The following is an 18,852-nucleotide window of genomic DNA, read 5'->3' on the forward strand; positions in this document are numbered from 1 at the left end:
ATCGATCGAACCGCGCGTCACCGGCGCGCGCCCTTATCTCATTTCGGCTCGTGGTTCGCCGCGACGGCCTTTGCCACAGCCTGCATCAGCGCCCAGCGTTCCGGGATGGAGACGGTGGTGCTGCCGATCATCACGGCGACCGCGTAGCTGGTGCCATCAGGCGCAGTCATGATGCCGACATCATTATATCCGGTGGAGCGTGGCGGCAGATCCTGGCCGGTTCCGGTCTTGTGCAGATAGGACCAGCCCGGCGGCACCCCGCCCTTGATCCGCTGCGGCCCGGTCTTGGCTTCCGACATGATCGACAGCAGCAGGCGGGAGGATGCGGACGATAGCATATCGCCCTGTTTCAGCCTTGCCAGCGCCTGGACGATCGCGGCGGGCGCCGCCCCATCGGGCGGGCTGGCGAGGTAATTGTCCAGCGCCTTCACCCGCGCCGCCATCGGTACCCGCGCGCGGGCAGTGTAGAAGTTGCGGCCGATCGCATAATCCTGCCGCCAGTCGAGCCCCGCCGTCGCCGATTGCAGCAGCCTTTCGCCCGGACCAAAGCGGATGTCCTTGATCATCCGCCGCGCCAGAAAGCCGCGCACCGCATCCGGCCCGCCGACCGCGCGCAGCAGCGTGTCGTTGGCGGTGTTGTCGCTTTGCGTCATGGCCCGGCGCATCAGGTCGGAATAGCTGGTGGTCCAGCCTTTGGTCCCGACCATCGCGGCGGTCGGCTGGTGAAACAGGGTCAGGTCGTTGCGGGTGATGGTCGTTGTGTCCGCCAGGCGCAGCTTGCCCCGGTCGACAGCGTCCAGGAACGTCATCGCGACCCAAAGTTTGGACACGCTCTGTTGCGGAAACAGCGCATTGCCATTCCATGCCACGGTCCAGTCCGCGCCGATCCTGCGAACGGCGATGCCCACCTTGCCCCGGAAACTTTGCCCCAGATTGCGCACGACGCTGACCAGCGCGGGGGAGGGCGTTTCGGTCTGGTCGATGTCCCTGTAGGGCAGCGGCGGGTTGGCGACCTTGCGGATCGGCCAGGTGTTGGTCGTGGGCTGCACGCCCTTGGGCGCGGCGGCGGCAGCCTGCGCCGGGCGCGGTTCGGGGGCGCTTACGCAAGCGAACAGCGCCGCCATCAACAGGACCAGGCGCGCAGAACCGCCCCGGCTATCATTCGATCTCATTCCATTCCCCGCACTCTGCAAGTGCCATTTAGGGTCAGCCGCCAGGTTGGCGGGCAAGGCCGATGCGACGAATGATTCCACAAATGCGATGTAAGGAGGCTTAACGGGGAACCGGTACGAAACCGCTTCCGCTCAGTTGCGGTTAAGCGGCGCAGCGGCAATAGGGCGGCATGATGGACAATGGCATGGACAGGCGGGCGCTGCTCGGCGGGATGCTCGCGGCGAGCGGCCTGATGTGGGGCGGTACGGCGCAAGCTGCGCCCTTTACCTCGCGCCGGATCGCGGTGACGGTACGGGGGCGGGGCGGGACGTGCTGCTGATCCCCGGCCTTGCCAGTGGTCCGGGCATCTGGAACGGGGTGCTGGGCGCGATGCCGGGCTATCGCTTCCATCTGGTTCAGGTGCGCGGCTTTGCAGGGTTGGCGGCGGATGCCAATGCCAGCGGCCCGCTGGTTCAGCCGCTGGCCGACGAAATTGCCCGCTACATCACGGTCTCTGGCCTGAAGCGCCCGGCGATCGTGGGTCATTCGATGGGCGGCACGCTGGCGATGATGGTGGGGCTGAAGGGCGTGGCTGGCCGGGCAATGGTGGTCGACATGCTGCCAGCCGGGGCGGCGATGGTCGGCGGCACTGCCAGCGGCCTTGGCTTTCTGGCGGACCAGCTTGGCGGCTACCTGACCGGGACAGTCGCGGGGCGACGCTATCTGGCGCAGATTGTGGGCCACGCGCCCGGCGCCAGAGGCAGCGATCCCGAAGTCATCGCCAACGCCTTGCGCGATCTGGCGAATATCGATCTTGGCCCGCAACTCGCGCGCCTCTCTATCCCGCTTGAGATAGTCTATGCGGTCGGCGCGGACCGGGAGCAGGCAGCGGTCATCACCAGCCGGTTCCGCAGCGCCTATGCCCCCAAGAAAGATGCCGTGCTGCGCGCCATTGGCCCCAGCGGTCATATGGTGATGGCGGATCAGCCTGCACGCTTTCAGGCGGCACTCGGTGCTTTCCTCAAGGATATTTGATAGGCGTCAAAGCGTGGTGCGAGCGACAGGGCTAGGGCGGAAATCGGATGCGCTTCCAGCGTCTCCCTCCTCCACCTTGAGGCGCGGCGCCGACCCGGCGACCGCGCCATTTTTTTTACGGCGTCAGCACCGTGTCGACCGCCTTTTCCAGCATGTCGGGATAATCGAGGGTATAATGCAATCCCCGGCTTTCCTTGCGATGAAGTGCGGAGCGCACGACCAGCCGGGCGACTTCCAGCAGATTGCGTAATTCGATCAGGTCCGGGGTGACGCGGAAATTGCCGTAATAATCATCGACCTCCTGCGCCAGCAGGGCGACGCGGTGCTGGGCGCGTTCCAGCCGCTTGGTGGTGCGGACGATGCCGACATAATCCCACATGAAACGACGTATCTCTTTCCAGTTATGCTGGACGATGACTTCTTCGTCACTGTTGGTCACGCGGCTTTCGTCCCATGGCCGGATGGGCGGGGGGCGGGCAATTCGTCCCAGTGATGGCGGATATGTTTGGCGGCGGCTTCGCCGAACACGAAACATTCGAGCAGCGAGTTGGACGCGAGGCGATTGGCGCCATGGAGGCCGCTTTCGGTCACTTCGCCGGCGGCATAGAGACCCGGCAGGTCGGTGCGGCCATCCAGGTCGATCACCACGCCGCCGCAGGTATAATGTTGCGCGGGGACGACCGGAATCGGCTCCTTGGTAATGTCGATGTCCAGGTCCAGCAGCCGGGCATAGATGGTCGGGAAATGCTGCCGCACAAACTCCGGCGGCTTGTGGCTGATGTCGAGATGGACATAATCGAGGCCCAGCCGCTTGATTTCATGGTCAATGGCGCGGGCCACCACGTCACGCGGGGCCAGTTCCTCGCGCGGGTCGAATCGCGGCATGAAGCGCTCGCCGCCGCCGGGTACGCCGGGCGGCAGTTTCAGATGCCCGCCTTCGCCGCGCACCGCTTCGGTGATCAGGAAATTCTTGACCTCCAGATTATAGAGGCAGGTCGGGTGGAACTGGTTCATTTCCATGTTCGACACGCGGCAACCCGCACGCCAGGCCATGGCGATGCCGTCGCCGGTTGCGCCGCGCGGGGCAGTGGAGAAAAGATAAGTGCGGCCCGCGCCCCCGGTGCACAGGATCGTCGCCTTGCCCAGCAGCGCATCGACATGCTTGGTCTTCTTGTTGAAGGCATAGACGCCCCAGACATGGCCATCGCCCGAATAGCGCTCGCCATGCCGGGAGGTGATGAGGTCGATCGCGATCAGATCGTCGATCAGGGTGATGTTGGGATTGGCGCGGGCGGCCTTCAGCAGGGCGACCTGCACCGCATGGCCGGTGGCATCATCGACATGGACGATGCGGCGATGGCTGTGCCCGCCCTCGCGTGTCAGGTGCCAGCGATCGCCGAAATCCTCACCTGCGTTGAACGGAACGCCGAGTTTGGCAAGGCGCTCGATCGCGGCAGGCGCTTCGGACACGACGAACTCGACCGTGGCGCGATCATTGAGGCCAGCGCCCGCGACCATCGTATCTTCGACATGCGCCTCGAAACTGTCACCGGCGTCGAGTACGGCGGCAATGCCGCCCTGCGCCCAGTTGGTCGACCCGCCGTCCAGCGCGCCCTTGGCCAGCACCAGCACCTTGCGATCCTGCGCGAGGTTGATGGCGGCCGTCAGCCCCGCAGCGCCGGAGCCGATGATGATGACGTCGTGGGTGGTTGTGGGCATTATATGGTCTTGCTGCTTCTTATTTACTCCCCTCCCGCAGGCGGGAGGGGGTGGGGGTGGGCCTGCGCAAGGGTCGTTTTGATATGCGACACCACGCCTTCGAGGTTTGTCATCACATCGCGATTAGAAATGCGCAAGATTTGGAAACCGAGGGAATGGCAATAAGCATCACGCCGAATGTCATGATTGACGCTTTGATCGTGACTGGTGCCGTCAAGTTCGATGACGAATTTCAATTCTCGACAGAGAAAATCAGCGAAATAAGGCCCGATCGGCATTTGGCGACTGAATTTGTGGCCAAGTTTTCGTCCTTTCAAGCATTGCCAAAGCAATTGCTCCGGGGTGGTGGCGCTATGGCGCAATGCCTTGGCGCGAAGGGTGGCGCGGTGCTTGAAAGGTCGTGTTTGCCCACCCCCTAGCCCCCTCCCGCTTGCGGGAGGGGGACAAGATGGGCTTCGTCGTTCACGCCGCCGCCGTCAGATTGAGGAACACATCCTCCAGATCCGGGTCGCGCGTCACGACGTCGACAATCGCCAGGCCGCTGGCCTGCACGGCGCTGAGCACCTGGCCCGCATTGGCGCGGTCCTTGAGGTAGGTGATGGTCAGCGTGCGGTCGCCCGATCGTTCGACCTTCTCGAAACAGGGAGCGTCGGGCGGGGTTGTAATGTCGCGGTCCACGGTCACCTGCACCACCTTTTCCTGCGCCATGTCGACCAGTTCACGGGTCGGCTTGTCGGCGATCAGGCGGCCATGGTTGATGATGCCGATGCGGTCGCACAGCTCCTCGGCCTCTTCCAGATAATGGGTCGTCAAGACGATGGTGACGCCCAGCGCATTGAGTTCGCGCACATAGGCCCAGAGTTGCTGGCGCAATTGCACGTCGACGCCCGCGGTCGGCTCATCGAGCACCAGGATCGGGGGGGAATGGACCATCGCCTTGGCCACCAGCAGGCGACGCTTCATGCCGCCCGACAATGTGCGGGCATAGGCGTGCGCCTTGTCCTCCAGATGAACGGCACGCAGCAATTCCATCGATCGGCGCTGACCCTTGGGCACGCCATAATAGCCGGCCTGATTTTCCAGCGTCTCGAAGGGCGTGAAGAAGGGGTCGAACACGATTTCCTGCGGCACGATGCCGATGGAGTTTTTCGCGTTGCGCGGATTGACGTCCGTGTCGAAGCCCCAGATGCGCGCGGTGCCCGACGTCTTGTTGACCATGCCCGCCAGGATATTGATCGTCGTCGATTTGCCCGCGCCATTGGGGCCGAGCAGACCGTAAATCTGGCCGCGCGGGATCGACAGGTTCATGCCGTCGAGCGCGCGCTTGCCGCCCTTGTAGATTTTGGTGAGATTGCGGATCTCGATGGCGGCCTCTGGGGCGGATGCGGGCGTGTCGGTCATGGCTCCACTCTATGGTGATCCGGCCGGGCAAAGGGAAGGGGTCAGAATTCGTCCGCAATGTCCATGAGGCCAAGCAACTTGCGCGGGGCGACCTGACGCCAGCTTTCGCGCAGCCGTTGCGCCACATGGTCCCAGTCCGTGTCGCCCAGGTCCAGCCGGATGCCGACCCATTCATTGCCGAAATAGGCGGGGCGGTAATAGCGGGCCGGATCGGCTTCGATCAGGCTGGCCTGTTCTTCGGGCGCGGTGGTTTTGACCAGCAGGGCAATGATGCCGTCGCCATGATGGTCGCGGGTGAAATAGGCGAATTTCTTGCCCTTGACGATGCCGAAGCAGGGCATGCCGTGCGAAACAATCTCGTCCGCCTGCGGCAGGGCCAGCGCGCTTTCACGGACCTTGTTGAGCAGCCAGTCGGGCTGGCGCTCGCGGGTGACGAAATCGGCCAGCGTGCGGGAATAGAGCTGATGTTCGGCGATGAGGATGCGGGCGGCCAGGCTGTCGGCGGTGTCGCCGGGCAGGATCGCCACGGCGGTCTGGCCCAGCACCGGGCCATCGTCCAGTTCGGCGGTGACGATATGGACCGAGCAACCGGCATGGCTGTCGCCCGCGTCGATGGCGCGCTGGTGGGTGTCCAGCCCCTTATATTTGGGCAGCAGGCTGGGGTGGATGTTGAGCATCCGGCCTTCCCAACCCGACACGAATTCGGGCGACAACAGGCGCATATAGCCTGCCAGCGCAACATATTGCGCGCCCGCCGCGCGCAGCTTTGCGTCGATGATCCGGTCGAATTCGGCGCGCTTATGGCCTTTATGGCTCTGGCCGAAGGTGGGGATGCCCTCCGCAGCGGCCAGCGTCAGGCCAGCGGCATCGGGATCGTTGGCGGCGACCAGTACGATCTCATAGGGGCAGCTTTCCGCCTTGGCCGCATAGAGCAGCGCCGCCATGTTGGACCCGCGACCGGAGATCAGGACGCCGACTTTTGCCTTTTGCATAACAACATCCGTTCGGTTCGAGCGAAGTCGAGAACCCTGGCGCGACCGTTTCTCGACTTCGCTCGAAACGAACGGAGGGGATGATTTTAGCCTAGATGCGTGGCGCGCCAGTCGGCCTTGCCGCTCCATGTCTCGACCGAGCCGCGGACGGTGCAGCCCTTCTCGCCCGCCTGCACTTCGCCGATGCGATGGACGGTCTCGCCCGCGGCTTCGAGCGCGGTGGTGACGCCTGCGACATGGCCTTCTTCGACGCTCAGCACCATGCCGATGCCGCAGTTGAAGGTCCGCGCCATTTCGCCCGGTTCGATATGACCCTGCGCCTGGAGGAAGGCCATCAGGCGCGGCTGGTCCCATGCGTCGGCATCGACCATCGCATGGCAGCCGTCGGGCAGGACGCGCGGGATATTTTCCAGCAGTCCGCCGCCGGTGATGTGGGCCAGCGCATTGATCATCCCGGCGCGGACCAGGGGCAGCAGGCTTTTCACATAGATTTTGGTGGGCGCCATCAGCGCGTCGATCAGCAAAATATCCTGATCGAAAATGGCGGGGCGGTCGAGCTTCCAGCCCTTGTCGGCGGCAAGGCGGCGGACCAGCGAGAAACCGTTGGAATGGACGCCGGAGGATGCCAGGCCCAACAGCACGTCGCCGACCTTGACCCGATTGCCGGTCAGCGCCTTCTGCCGTTCGACCGCGCCGACGCAGAAGCCCGCCAGATCATAGTCGCCCGGCCCGTACATGCCGGGCATTTCGGCGGTTTCGCCGCCAATCAGCGCGCAACCGGCGATCCGGCACCCCTCGGCTATCCCGGCGATGACACGTTCGGCGACGCCGCTCTCCAGCTTGCCGGTGGCATAATAGTCGAGGAAGAAAAGCGGCTCGGCCCCCTGGACGATCAGGTCGTTGGCGCACATGGCGACCAGGTCGATGCCCACGCCATCATGGCGATTATGGTCGATCGCAAGCTTCAATTTGGTGCCGACGCCGTCATTGGCCGCGACCAGCAGCGGATCGTCATAACCTGCGGCCTTCAGGTCGAAAAAGCCGCCAAATCCGCCAAGTTCGGCGTCTGCGCCAGGGCGGCGGGTCGCCTTGGCCAGCGGCGCGATGGCGCGGACGAGGGCGTTGCCCGCGGCGATGTCGACGCCAGCCTTGGCGTAGCTGTAGGATTCGTTCTCACTCATGGGGAGCGCCCTAGAGCAAAGGCGGGCAAAACGGAACCTTCGATCTTGGCGGCATCATTGCACATCCGTTCGCCCTGAGCGACGTCGAAGCGTTCCACCGAGCGTAGTGAGGTGCTTCACTGCGTTCAGCAGAGGGCTTCGACTTCGCTCAGCCCGAACGGTAGGGGTGAGGGGTCTTGAAGGTTGGCGCTTGGCATCCTGGGCAAATCCCGCCAAAAGGCGCTCGTGAGCCTGAGCCAGACCCTTAACCGCCTGCCGTTCCAGCCCGGCGCGCTGCTGCGCGCCGTGTCGCGCCCGGTCCAGATCCTCCTCGCCATCGCCATCGGCCTGATTGCCGCAGCGCTGTTTGCGCAGATGGAGGGGGAGCGGGGCGTCCCGCCGATCGCCAGTGGCGGCGATTTCGAGGTGCGCGGGGTCAAGGTCGATGTCGTGGCCAAGGATGCCGACAGCGCCCGCTATGCCGGGTGGCGGATGGCGCAGCGGCAGGCGTGGCGGATGCTGTGGACGCGCACCCATGGCGGCGGCGGCGCGCCGGCCCTGTCCGATTCGCAGATCGAGGCGATGGTTTCGGGCATAGAGATTGATTTCGAGCAGGCCGGACCGACCCGTTATGTCGCGACATTGGGCATATTGTTCGACCGGGCGCGTACCGGGCAATTGCTGGGCGTGTCGGGCAATGTCATGCGGTCGCCGCCGCTGCTGGTGATACCGGTTCTGTGGGATGGCGGATCTGCGGTGTCCTATGAACGGACCAACGAATGGCAGAAGGCCTGGGCGCGGTATCGCACCGGCGACAGCGCGATCGACTATGTGCGCGTGGCCGGGTCGGTCGCGGACCCGATATTGCTGACGGCCGGACAGACCGGGCGGCGCGGACGCCTGTGGTGGCGGGTGCTGCTCGACCAATATGGCGCGGCCGACGTGGTGATCCCGATCGCGCGGCTGGACCGCGCCTATCCCGGCGGCCCGGTGACCGGCACCTTCACCGCGCGCTATGGCCCGGACAACAGCCTGATCGGCAGCGTGACGCTGCGCGCGTCCAATGCCAGCGGCGTCGCGCAGATGCTGGACGAGGGCGCGCGGCGGATCGACGAAATGTATATCCGCGCGCTTAATGATGGCCGCCTGCGGCCCGACCCGTCGCTGATCATCGAGGAGCCGGTCGATCCTGACGCGCTGGCGATCGAGAATGCGACGGATACGGTGATCGAGACGGACGATCTGCCGACGGCGGCCAGCACGAGCGGCACCAGCAGTTTCGCGATCCAGTTCGACACGCCCGATGTCGGGTCGATCAGCGCGGGCGAATCGGCGGTGCGGGCGATCCCCGGCGTGCGGTCGGCATCGACCAGCAGCCTGGCGCTGGGCGGCACGTCGGTCATGCAGGTCAGCTTTGACGGCACGGTGGATATGCTGCGCAACGGGTTGCAGGCGCGCGGCTACACCGTCAGCGTATCAGGCACCACCCTGCGCATCGTGCGCAGGCAGGCGCCGCAGCCGACGCCTCCATCACAGCAATGAGCCAGATCAGCCTGCCTTTCGACTGGCAAGGCGCGGCCAGCGGCGGAGATTTTCTGGTCAGCGACGCCAATGCCCAGGCGGTCGCCCATCTGGAACGCTGGCGCGACTGGCCGCTGTCGGTGAGCGTGCTGACCGGGCCGCCCCTGTCGGGCCGATCGACGCTGGCGCGCCATTTCGCGCAGATGAGCGGTGGCAGCGTGATCGACGACGCGCAGGGAAAGGACGAACATGCGCTGTTCCATGCCTGGAACGAGGCGCAGACGAGCCGCCAGCCATTGCTGATGATCGGCCATGCGCCCCCCGCCAGCTGGACCGTGGCGCTGCCCGACCTGCGATCGCGGCTGGCCGCTGCGCCCCATGTCGCGATCGCCGAACCGGACGAGGCGCTGGCGCGCGCGCTGATCGAGCGCCAGTTGGGCGCGGCGGGGGCACGCTTCGCCGCCGACCTGCCCGACTGGCTGTTGCGCCGGATCGAGCGCAGCTATGGCGCAATCGCGGCGGTTACGCGGCTGCTCGACCAGGCGGCTTTGTCATCTGGCCGTAAGATTTCCATCTCAATGGCAAAAGACTGCCTGCAAGGCGCTGGCTATCTGCCTATAGTAGCGCCTGACCCTTCCCTCGATCCATGCGAGTGATCCCAGTGGCCGAAGCCGATCCCGCGACCAGCCTGACCCAGCCGATGGGTCGCTATTTCAACCGCGAGCTGTCCTGGCTGGCGTTCAACCAGCGCGTGCTGGAGGAGGCGATGAACCGCGCCCATCCGCTGCTGGAGCGGTTGCGCTTCCTGTCGATTTCCGGCGCCAATCTGGACGAATTCTTCTCCGTCCGGGTCGCGGGCCTCAAGGGCCAGCAGTTGCAGGACGTGGACATGTGTTCGGCCGACGGGCTGACCGCGGGGCAGCAATTGACGGCCATTGCGGCGGAAACCGACCGCCTGATGCAGGCGCAGCAGAAGGTGTGGGGCGTCGTCCATAGTGAGCTGGCGCAGGTGGGGATCGAAGTGGTCGGCCCGACCAGTCCGATCGATCCGCTGAGCGAAGCCTGGCTGCGGGACCATTTCCTGAACCAGATTTTCCCGATCCTGACGCCGCAGGCGCTGGACCCGGCCCATCCCTTTCCCTTCATCCCCAATCAGGGCTTGTCGATCGTCTTCGACCTGCAACGCCTGTCGGACAAGCAGCCGATCCGCGAGCTGGTGATGATCCCCGCCTCGCTTGCACGCTTTGTCCGCATTCCCGGCGAACCGGCGCGTTACATGGCGCTGGAGGCGGTGGTGCGGCGTTTTTCGGTGGATCTGTTCCCCGGATATATGGTGCGCAACAGCGGCGTGTTCCGCATCATCCGCGACAGCGACATCGAGATCGAGGAAGAGGCCGAGGATCTGGTCCGCCACTATCGCAGCGCGATCAAGCGCCGCCGCCGGGGCCGCGTCATCCGCATGGAGATAGAAGAGCGCATCCCCGAACCGGTCGAGGAGATGTTGCAGGACATGCTTCAGGGCCATGAGGCCGTAGTGGTCGAGGTGGAGGGGTTCATCGGCATCGGCGACCTGTCCGGCGTCGTCGAGGAGGATCGGCCCGACCTGAAATTCGAACCCTATGCGCCGCGCTTTCCCGAACGCATCCGCGAATATGGCGGCGATTGTTTCGCCGCGATCCGGGCGAAGGATATTGTCGTCCACCATCCCTATGAGGCGTTCGACGTCGTCGTCGCGTTTCTGAAGCAGGCGGCGGTCGATCCCGATGTGGTGGCGATCAAGCAGACGCTCTATCGCGCGGGCAAACAGTCCGCGATCATCCGCGCGCTGATCGACGCGGCGGAGGCGGGCAAGTCCGTGACCGCCGTGGTCGAATTGAAGGCGCGGTTCGACGAAGAGCAGAACCTGATGTGGGCCGACGCGCTGGAGCGGGCCGGCGTGCAGGTCGTCTACGGCTTCATCGACTGGAAAACCCACGCCAAAGTGTCGATGGTGATCCGGCGCGAGGGGGACCAGTTTCGCAGCTACTGCCATTTTGGCACCGGCAATTATCATCCGGTCACGGCCCGCATCTATACCGATCTGAGCTTCTTCACCGCCGATCCGGCCTTCAGCCGGGATGCCGCCGCGTTGTTCAACTATATCACCGGCTATGTTGAGCCGCAGGGGCTGGAAAAGCTGGTCATGTCGCCGCGCAGCCTGCGCGATCATCTGTGCGCGATGGTGGATGCCGAGATCGACCATGTCCGCGCCGGTCGCCCCGGCACCATCTGGGCCAAGATGAACAGCCTGGTCGACCCGGCGCTGATCGAAAAACTCTATGCCGCCAGCAATGCCGGGGTGCAGATCGACCTGATCGTGCGGGGCATCTGTTGCCTGCGCCCCGGCGTGCCGGGCATGTCGGAGCATATCCGGGTCAAGTCGGTGGTCGGCCGTTTTCTGGAGCATAGCCGCATTGCGGTGTTCGGCAATGGCAAGGCGCTGCCCAATAACGGCGCCAAAGTCTATATCAGTTCGGCCGACTGGATGCCGCGCAACTTCGACCGGCGCGTCGAATTCCTGGCCCCGATCGAAAATCCGACCGTGCATGACCAGATTTTGGACCAGGTGATGGTCGCCAATCTGATCGACAGCGAACAAAGCTGGACGCTCGACAGCACGGGGCATTACACCAGGCTCGATCCGGGCGACAAGCCGTTCAACCTGCACCGCTATTTCATGACGAACCCGTCCCTGTCGGGGCGCGGCGCGGCGCTGGACAATGAAGCGGTGCCGACATTGCGCCTGCGCGGGCGGACCTGAGCCTGATGAATTCCATGCTCAGCCGGGTCCGCGAAGCGGCGCATACGATGACGATGTCGGCGCAACCGACGACGGGTCGCACCGCGATCATCGACATTGGTTCCAACAGTGTGCGTCTGGTGGTGTATGACGGGCCGCGCCGCATCCCGTTCATCCTGTTCAACGAAAAGGTGATGGCAGGGCTGGGCGCGGCGCTGGCGCGGACCGGACAGATCGAGCCGGAACCGATGGAGCGCGGGCTGCGCGCGGCCGAACGCTTTGCCCATCTGTGCCGACAGATGAAGGTTGCCGATATTCGCTGCGTGGCGACCGCGGCGGTGCGGGACGCGACCAACGGGCCGGAATTCATCGCCCGCGCTGCCGCCATGGGGCTGACGGTGGAATTGCTGTCGGGCCGGCAGGAAGCGGTCGGCGCGGCGATGGGCGTGCTGTCGGGCATTCCGCACGCGGACGGCATCGTCGGCGATCTGGGCGGTGGCAGTCTGGAACTGGCGCGGATCAGGGATGGGCAGGTGCATGACACCATATCCCTGCCGCTGGGTGTGCTGCGCCTGCCGCAAATCCGCGCCAAGGGGCCAAGGTTGCTGGAACGGCAGGTGGCCAAGATGCTGGCCGATGCCGGGTGGCATCAGGCGCCTGACCTGCCATTCTACCTGGTCGGCGGGTCGTGGCGGGCGCTGGCGCGGTTCGACATGCAACTGACCCAGTTTCCGCTGCCGGTGGTGCATCAATATGAAATGCCCGCGACCCGCGCCGAGCAGCTGATCCGTATCGTGTCCCATGTCGATCGCGCGCGGTTGAAGGAAATTCCGGGCATGAGCGGGTCGCGCGTGCCGACGCTGGGCGATGCGGCGGCCTTGCTGTCGGTGGTCGTGCGCCAGTTGCGGTCGAGCCGTCTGGTCGTGTCCGCCTATGGCCTGCGCGAGGGATTGCTGTTCGAAGGGTTGCCGCCCGAAATTCGGGCGCATGATCCGCTGCTGGTCGCAGCCGAAGCGGAGGGGGAGGCGCAATCGCGGTTTCGCGGCCATGGCGACCGGATCGAGCGCTGGATCGCGCCCCTGTTCGCCGATGATGCGCCCGCCGCCCGCCGTATCCGCCGCGCTGCCTGCCTGCTGGCCGATGTCGGCTGGCGCGCCAATCCCGATTTCCGCGCCGAACGGGGCATGGAGATTGCGCTGCACAGCAATTGGGTGGGTATCACCGCGGCGGAGCGGGCGATGCTGGGGCAGGCGCTGTTCAGCCATTTTGGCGGTGGCACGGCGATCGCGCCGGGGCTGGAACGGCTCGCCAGTGCCGAGGCGCTGCGCCGCGCAATGCTGTGGGGGCTGGCGATCCGACTCGCGCAGCGCCTGTCCGGCGGGGTTGAGCGGCCGCTGACCCATACGCGGCTGACGTTGCGGGACGGGCTGTTGCTGCTGGAACTGGACAGCGACGATGTGGCGCTGGGTGGCGAAGTGGTGGAACGGCGGTTGCGGCATCTGGCACAGACGCTGGGCGTGAAATATCGGCTGGTGCGGGGTGACGGGTAGGGACTTCAACAGGTTCGTCATGCCAGTGGACGCGGGGATGACGGACCGAGCAACATGCCCGCACTGCCCACCTTCCCCTGCCGCGTAATCTTGGCTAAGCCCCGGCGATGACATCTTCTCCCGCGCCGCTCAGCCGATCGCTCTTTGGCTTTTCGATCTTTTATGGCGGCATGGTCTGCATTGCGGGCGTGCTGGGCAACAAGCAGGTGACGCTGGGGCCGGTATCGGCGATCGGGCCAGCATTGGGGCTGGGTCCGCTGGCGGTGGAGGCGGGGATTTTCGCCTTCCTGCTGCTGGTGACGATTTCCAGCGCGGTGGCCGAGCTTCATGGCCGCGCGGTGGCCAACCGGCTGGTGCAGATCGGCTTCCTGCCGCTGATTGCCTCTATCCTGCTGTCGGTCCTAGTCCTGGCGGCTCCCGCTGCGGGAGATATGGACCCGGCCCGCGCCCAAGCCTTTGCCATGATGATGGGCGGCACGCCGCGCATCTGGGCGGGCGGCATCATCGCCTATGGCGTGTCGCAGACATTGAACGTGACCCTGTTCGCGATGCTCAAGGGGCGGGAGGGCGGTCGCCTGCTGTGGCTGCGCGCGGCGGTGGCGAGCATCCTGTCGCAGATCGCCGACACGCTGCTGTTCGTGACCATCGCCTTTTATGGCGTCTTTCCGATCGGCGAACTGCTGCTGGGCCAGATGCTGGCCAAGGTCGTGCTGTCCGCATTACTGGTGCCGCCGGTCATTTATCTGCTGGTGGCGCTGGGGCGGCGGCTGGACCGCTGAGGGCGGCGGCAGTCGGCCCCGACAATGTGCGACAGTAAGCCGAACATATGCACGATAATGGCGGAAATGAATTAGTTAGCTAACTAATCGAATTGTAATGCGGCGTTGCGCGGTGTTGGGAGGCTTGGCTTCGATAGCTTCGACGGCGTCGGATGATGCCGGTTGGCGCGCGAAGCGAGCGGGCGCGCGTCGCTTCTTGCTCCTCGCCCGCTTTGCCCCTATGCGCCCGCGCATGACCAGTTCGCATGATCCCGTCCCGGCGCTGCTCGCCAAGGCTGAAACCCTCGTCGAGGCGCTGCCCTATATGCAGCGCTATGCGGGCAAGACCTTCGTCGTGAAATATGGCGGCCATGCGATGGGCGACCCGGAAGCGGCGCGCGATTTCGCCGAGGATGTCGTGCTGATGAAGGCGGTCGGCATCAATGTCGTCGTCGTCCATGGCGGTGGGCCGCAGATCGGCGCGATGCTCAAGAAGCTGGGCGTCGAATCGGAATTTATCGGCGGGCTGCGCGTAACGGACGCGGAAACCGCCAAGATCGCCGAAATGGTGCTGGCCGGTTCCATCAACAAGGAAATCGTCGGCTGGATCGCGGGCGCTGGTGGCCGGGCGGTCGGCATTTCCGGCAAGGATGGCGGGCTGGTCGTCTGCGAAAAGGTGCTGGGCAAGCGCGAGGCGGACCCCAATTCGGGGATCGAGCGCAATGTGGACCTTGGCTTTGTCGGCGATCCTGTGAAGGTCGACCGGCGTATCCTGGATACGCTGACGCAGGACGGCATCATTCCCGTCGTCGCGCCGGTTGGCATCGGCGCGGATGGCCATACCTATAATGTCAACGCCGACACGATGGCGGGCGCGATCGCGGCGGAACTGGGCGCGTCGCGCTTCTTCCTGCTGACCGACGTGGCGGGCGTGCTGGACAAGAACAAGAATCTGCTGACCGATCTTGATCCCGCCGCGATCGAGGTGCTGCAACAGGATGGCACGATCAGCGGCGGCATGATCCCGAAGCTGGAAACCTGCGTCAAGGCGGTCGAGGGCGGGGTGGACGCCGCGGTCATTCTGGACGGGCGGGTGCCGCATGCCATGCTGCTGGAAATCTTCACCAAGCGCGGCGCGGGCACGCTGATCCGCAAATAAGCCGTCGCCTGCACCCTGTCCGGAGAGCCGATCCATGTCGCTGACCAATCTTTTAGTCCCGACCTTCGTGCAGATGCTCAATCGTCTGTCCACCTGGCTGGAGAAGGCGGATGGTTCCACCGGCGATGCACTGCTGTCCGCGCGTCTGGCGCCCGACATGTTCCCCCTGTCGACGCAGATCCGCTTCGCCTGCGTGCAGGCGCAGGAAGCGATGTGTCGACTGAAGGGAGAGGATTTTCCGGATTCGCTGGGCGCGTTGCGCGATGAGGGGCGCAATGGGGCGGAGCATCCCGGTTCGATCGCGGGTGCCAAGGGCCGGATCGCGCAGACCCTGACCTTGCTGGAGGGGCTCGCGCCCGACGCGCTGGATGCCGCAGTCGGGACGATGATTGCCCATGCGCTGCCCAACGGCATGATTTTCGATCTGTCCGCCGAGCAATATGCGCGCGACTGGGCGCTGCCCCAATTTTATTTTCACCTGATGACGGCCTATGCGATCCTGCGGGCCAATGGGGTGGAACTGGGCAAGGCGGACTATGTCGCGCACATGCTGCCCCATTTGCGGCCGGGAACGATGCCGACCGCCTGATCGCGGCATGTCCCGGCGCGGCGCACGCCCGGTCAGCATTGCGCCGATGCGATCATGCGCCGGTTCGGCCCGATACCCTATGTGCCTGTGATGCCCATGCCAGCCAGGAAAAAGCTTTCGGAAAGCGTGCGGCGATGCTTGTCCCCCGGCCATCGGACGGGGTAGAGAGAGGCAATATTTTTCGGAGACCTCATGGCCTACGCGCTTTATCAGATCATCGTCATCCTGCTCGACGTGCTGTGGTGGATCATCATCATTCAGGCCGTCATGAGCTGGCTGATCGCGTTCAACATCGTGAATATGGGCAGTGATTTCGTCCGGACCGTCATGACCGCGCTCGACCGGATGACCGCGCCCATCTACAATCCCATTCGCAAGGTCATGCCCGATCTGGGCGCTCTGGACCTTTCGCCGATGGTCGTGCTGCTGGCGATCCTGATCATCCGCCAGGCGGTGTTGCCGCCGCTGTTCGGGCTGGTGTGACGGTCTGGAGCCAGACGGGCGACGACCTGATCCTGGCCGTCCGGCTGACCCCCGGCGCATCGAAGGCCGCGATCGGCGGCATATGGACGGATGAAAAGGGCGCGCAATGGCTGTCCGCCCGCGTGACCGCCGTGCCGGAAAAAGGGCGGGCCAACGACGCGCTTGTCGCCCTGCTCAGCAAATATCTCGACTGGACCAAGGGGGCGATTTCGCTGGAATCGGGGGACAGCAACCGGCTAAAGCGGCTGCGTATCCGGGGCGGCGCACAGCCGCGCCTGATCGCCATCATAGAAGAACAGGTTGACGTGACATGACCATCGGCAAGATCATCGACGGCAAGGCTTTTGCGGCGGGGCTGCGCGACAAGGTGGCGGAGGGCGTGAGCGCTTTCGCCGCGCAGGCGGGGCGCAAGCCGGGCCTGGCCGTGGTGCTGGTGGGCGAAGACCCGGCCAGCGCAGTCTATGTGCGCAACAAGGGCAAGATGACGGTCGCCACCGGCATGGAAAGCTATGAGTTCAAGCGCCCGGCGAGCATCGGCGCGGACGATCTGCTCGACCTGATCGAGGAGCTGAACCATGACGAGCGGGTCGATGGCATATTGGTCCAGTTGCCGCTGCCCGATCATATCGACGAGAGCGCCGTTCTGGCCGCGATCGACCCGGCCAAGGATGTCGACGGGTTCCATGTCGTCAATGCCGGCAAGCTGGCGACGGGGCAGGAGGCGCTGGTCCCCTGCACGCCGCTGGGCTGCATCATGCTGCTGAAGGACGAACTGGGCGACCTGAGCGGCCTTGAAGCCGTCGTGGTGGGCCGGTCGAACATTGTCGGCAAGCCGATGGCGCAATTGCTGCTGGCGGAAAGCTGCACCGTGACAATCGCCCATAGCCGCACCCGCGACATTGCGAGCATCGTCCATCGCGCCGACATTGTCGTCGCTGCCGTGGGGCGGGCCGAAATGGTCAAGGGCGAATGGATCAAGCCCGGCGCGACGGTGATCGACGTGGGCATCAACCGGGTGGCCGATACCGAGGATGGCAAGAGCCGGATCGTGGGCGATGTCGCGACGGCCGAGGCGCTGGCCCATGTCCGCGCGATTACGCCGGTGCCGGGCGGCGTCGGGCCGATGACGATCGCGGTGCTGCTGCGCAATACGCTGGTCGCGGCCCATGCCCGCGCCGGGCTGGCGAAGCCCGACGGCCTGTGAGGGTGCGCCCGACGCTGCTGGCACCGCTGCTGGTTTTGGGCGCGGCGGTGCTGGTCGCGGCGAAACCGCCGATGCGCTTTCAGCCCGATCCCAGTTCCGTGATCGCCGCCGAAATCGCCTTTAGCCGGCTGGCGCAGGAGAAGGGGCAGTGGACCGCCTTTCGCGCCACGGCCGACGATGATGCAGTGATGTTCGTGCCGCAGCAGGTGTCGGCGAAGGCGTGGCTGAAGGGACGGGCCGATCCGCCCGCGTCGGTCAAATGGTCGCCATCCGTCGTCTATGTCTCCTGCAACGGCAATCTGGCCGCCAGCACCGGCAACTGGACCCGGCCCGATGGCGCGGTCGGTTATTTCACGACCATCTGGCGGCGCGACAAGAAGGGCGCCTGGAAGTGGATCGCCGATCATGGCGACACGCTGGCCAAGGCGCGCGAGGCGCCGGAATTTCTGAGCGGCAAGGTGGCGACATGCAAGCGGCCCGCGCGCGGCGAAGGCCCGCCGCAGGATGGCCCGCCAGCCGCAGGAAAGGACGCGCCGCTGCCCCCGCCCGACGAGAGCCTGCTCTGGTCGGCGCAGGTTGCGCCCGATGGCGGCCGCCGCGTCACGGTGCGGATGTGGAATGGCAGCGACTATGATATTGTGATCGACGACAGGGTAGGGGCGGCATCATGACCGAATTGTTCATTTCCGCCTTCGTCACCCTGTTCGTGGTGATCGACCCGCCCGGCTGCGCGCCCATCTATGCCAGCCTGACCGGCGGCGCGACGGTGGCGCAGCGCAAGGCGATGGCGATCCGCGCGGTCGGCATTGCCGCCGCGATCCTGCTGGTGTTCGCGCTATGGGGCAAGCAGTTGCTGGGCGTGCTGGGGATTGCGCTCGACAGTTTCCGTATCGCTGGCGGCATCATGCTGTTCATGATCGCGATGGACATGGTGTTCGAAAAGCGCACCCAGCGGCGCGAGGACCGGGCGCAGAAGATCAGCGCCGAAGAGCGGCATGTCGAGGATGTGTCGGTATTCCCGATGGCAATGCCGATGATCGCCGGGCCGGGATCGATCGCTACCGTCATGCTGCTGATGTCGCGCGCCGATGGCATGGGCGAACGGATGGTGGTGCTGGGCGCTGTCGTCGTGACGCTGATGCTGATGCTGGGCGCGTTGCTGGCGGCGGGGCCGCTGATGGCGCTGCTGGGTCACAGGATAGAGGCGGTGATCACCCGGCTGCTGGGCGTGCTGCTGGCCGCGCTGGCGGCGCAGTTCGTGATCGACGGGTTGAAGGCGAGTTTTTGAGGATAGGGGGTGGGGCACGCCCCCACCCCCTATCCTCCCCTGAAAGGGAGGGGTTTATTGGG

Annotated in this window: 17 protein-coding genes and 2 pseudogenes; 13 read left to right on the plus strand and 6 right to left on the minus strand. The window is 65.2% G+C overall.

The features are described from left to right. Nucleotides 1-38: 38 nt before the first annotated feature. The gene (locus CJD35_RS07475) at nt 39-1,172 is read right to left on the minus strand and encodes a serine hydrolase (protein WP_017183815.1); all 1,134 of its coding nucleotides are present in this window, start codon (nt 1,170-1,172) and stop codon (nt 39-41) included. Between the two features lie 170 nt (nt 1,173-1,342). On the opposite strand from CJD35_RS07475, the pseudogene CJD35_RS07480 reads away from it, so the two are divergent. Next, a pseudogene (locus tag CJD35_RS07480) lies at nt 1,343-2,187 on the plus strand (alpha/beta fold hydrolase). A gap of 115 nt (nt 2,188-2,302) precedes the next feature. On the opposite strand, the pseudogene nadB reads toward CJD35_RS07480, so the two are convergent. The 5 genes and pseudogenes from nadB to purM all read right to left on the minus strand — a co-directional run bounded on the left by nadB (nt 2,303) and on the right by purM (nt 7,480). Continuing rightward, nucleotides 2,303-3,906 (minus strand): annotated as a pseudogene (gene nadB, locus CJD35_RS07485) (L-aspartate oxidase). A gap of 23 nt (nt 3,907-3,929) precedes the next feature. Further along, entirely contained in the window at nt 3,930-4,268 is a 339-nt protein-coding gene (locus CJD35_RS07490; RefSeq protein ID WP_095686972.1) for an endonuclease domain-containing protein, read from the minus strand. 100 nt (nt 4,269-4,368) lie between these two features. Then, the gene (locus CJD35_RS07495; protein ID WP_017183819.1) at nt 4,369-5,307 is read right to left on the minus strand and encodes an ABC transporter ATP-binding protein; all 939 of its coding nucleotides are present in this window, start codon (nt 5,305-5,307) and stop codon (nt 4,369-4,371) included. A 41-nt stretch (nt 5,308-5,348) separates the two neighbouring features. Next, nucleotides 5,349-6,299 carry a phosphoribosylglycinamide formyltransferase gene (gene purN / locus CJD35_RS07500; RefSeq protein WP_017183820.1) on the minus strand — a complete coding sequence of 317 codons (951 nt, stop codon included), beginning with the start codon at nt 6,297-6,299 and terminating at the stop codon, nt 5,349-5,351. A gap of 86 nt (nt 6,300-6,385) precedes the next feature. Continuing rightward, a complete protein-coding gene (purM, locus tag CJD35_RS07505; protein ID WP_017183821.1) occupies nt 6,386-7,480 on the minus strand; it encodes a phosphoribosylformylglycinamidine cyclo-ligase in 1,095 nt (364 codons plus the stop codon). Nucleotides 7,481-7,705: 225 nt separating this feature from the next. On the opposite strand from purM, the gene CJD35_RS07510 reads away from it, so the two are divergent. From CJD35_RS07510 to CJD35_RS07565, 12 genes are all read left to right on the plus strand, one after another. Next, nucleotides 7,706-9,001, plus strand: coding sequence for a hypothetical protein (locus CJD35_RS07510; RefSeq protein WP_026002522.1), 1,296 nt, complete (start codon nt 7,706-7,708; stop codon nt 8,999-9,001). Continuing rightward, complete coding sequence (locus CJD35_RS07515; RefSeq protein WP_017183823.1) at nt 8,998-9,636, plus strand: P-loop NTPase family protein; 639 nt, start codon at nt 8,998-9,000, stop codon at nt 9,634-9,636. Before CJD35_RS07510 ends, CJD35_RS07515 begins: the two co-directional genes overlap by 4 nt. Nucleotides 9,637-9,641: 5 nt before the next feature. Further along, complete coding sequence (locus tag CJD35_RS07520) at nt 9,642-11,780, plus strand: RNA degradosome polyphosphate kinase (protein ID WP_017183824.1); 2,139 nt, start codon at nt 9,642-9,644, stop codon at nt 11,778-11,780. 5 nt (nt 11,781-11,785) lie between these two features. After that, complete coding sequence (locus CJD35_RS07525) at nt 11,786-13,309, plus strand: Ppx/GppA family phosphatase (RefSeq protein ID WP_017183825.1); 1,524 nt, start codon at nt 11,786-11,788, stop codon at nt 13,307-13,309. Between the two features lie 107 nt (nt 13,310-13,416). Next, entirely contained in the window at nt 13,417-14,088 is a 672-nt protein-coding gene (locus tag CJD35_RS07530) for a queuosine precursor transporter (RefSeq protein ID WP_017183826.1), read from the plus strand. 220 nt (nt 14,089-14,308) lie between these two features. Next, entirely contained in the window at nt 14,309-15,226 is a 918-nt protein-coding gene (gene argB, locus CJD35_RS07535) for an acetylglutamate kinase (RefSeq protein WP_019053099.1), read from the plus strand. A gap of 34 nt (nt 15,227-15,260) precedes the next feature. After that, the gene (locus CJD35_RS07540; protein ID WP_095686973.1) at nt 15,261-15,815 is read left to right on the plus strand and encodes a DUF1993 domain-containing protein; all 555 of its coding nucleotides are present in this window, start codon (nt 15,261-15,263) and stop codon (nt 15,813-15,815) included. A gap of 192 nt (nt 15,816-16,007) precedes the next feature. Continuing rightward, a complete protein-coding gene (locus CJD35_RS07545) occupies nt 16,008-16,298 on the plus strand; it encodes a YggT family protein (RefSeq protein ID WP_017183829.1) in 291 nt (96 codons plus the stop codon). After that, nucleotides 16,295-16,612 carry a DUF167 domain-containing protein gene (locus CJD35_RS07550; RefSeq protein ID WP_017183830.1) on the plus strand — a complete coding sequence of 106 codons (318 nt, stop codon included), beginning with the start codon at nt 16,295-16,297 and terminating at the stop codon, nt 16,610-16,612. The genes CJD35_RS07545 and CJD35_RS07550 overlap by 4 nt, the downstream gene beginning before the upstream one ends. Next, nucleotides 16,609-17,502: a bifunctional methylenetetrahydrofolate dehydrogenase/methenyltetrahydrofolate cyclohydrolase FolD gene (gene folD / locus CJD35_RS07555; RefSeq protein ID WP_017183831.1), complete on the plus strand. Its 894-nt coding sequence runs from the start codon at nt 16,609-16,611 to the stop codon at nt 17,500-17,502. The genes CJD35_RS07550 and folD overlap by 4 nt, the downstream gene beginning before the upstream one ends. After that, nucleotides 17,499-18,173: a hypothetical protein gene (locus tag CJD35_RS07560; RefSeq protein ID WP_017183832.1), complete on the plus strand. Its 675-nt coding sequence runs from the start codon at nt 17,499-17,501 to the stop codon at nt 18,171-18,173. Before folD ends, CJD35_RS07560 begins: the two co-directional genes overlap by 4 nt. Then, the gene (locus tag CJD35_RS07565; RefSeq protein WP_017183833.1) at nt 18,170-18,790 is read left to right on the plus strand and encodes a MarC family protein; all 621 of its coding nucleotides are present in this window, start codon (nt 18,170-18,172) and stop codon (nt 18,788-18,790) included. Before CJD35_RS07560 ends, CJD35_RS07565 begins: the two co-directional genes overlap by 4 nt. Nucleotides 18,791-18,852 lie beyond the last annotated feature (62 nt).

Source organism: Sphingobium xenophagum (assembly GCF_002288285.1).
GTDB classification, from domain to species: Bacteria; Pseudomonadota; Alphaproteobacteria; order Sphingomonadales; family Sphingomonadaceae; genus Sphingobium; species Sphingobium xenophagum.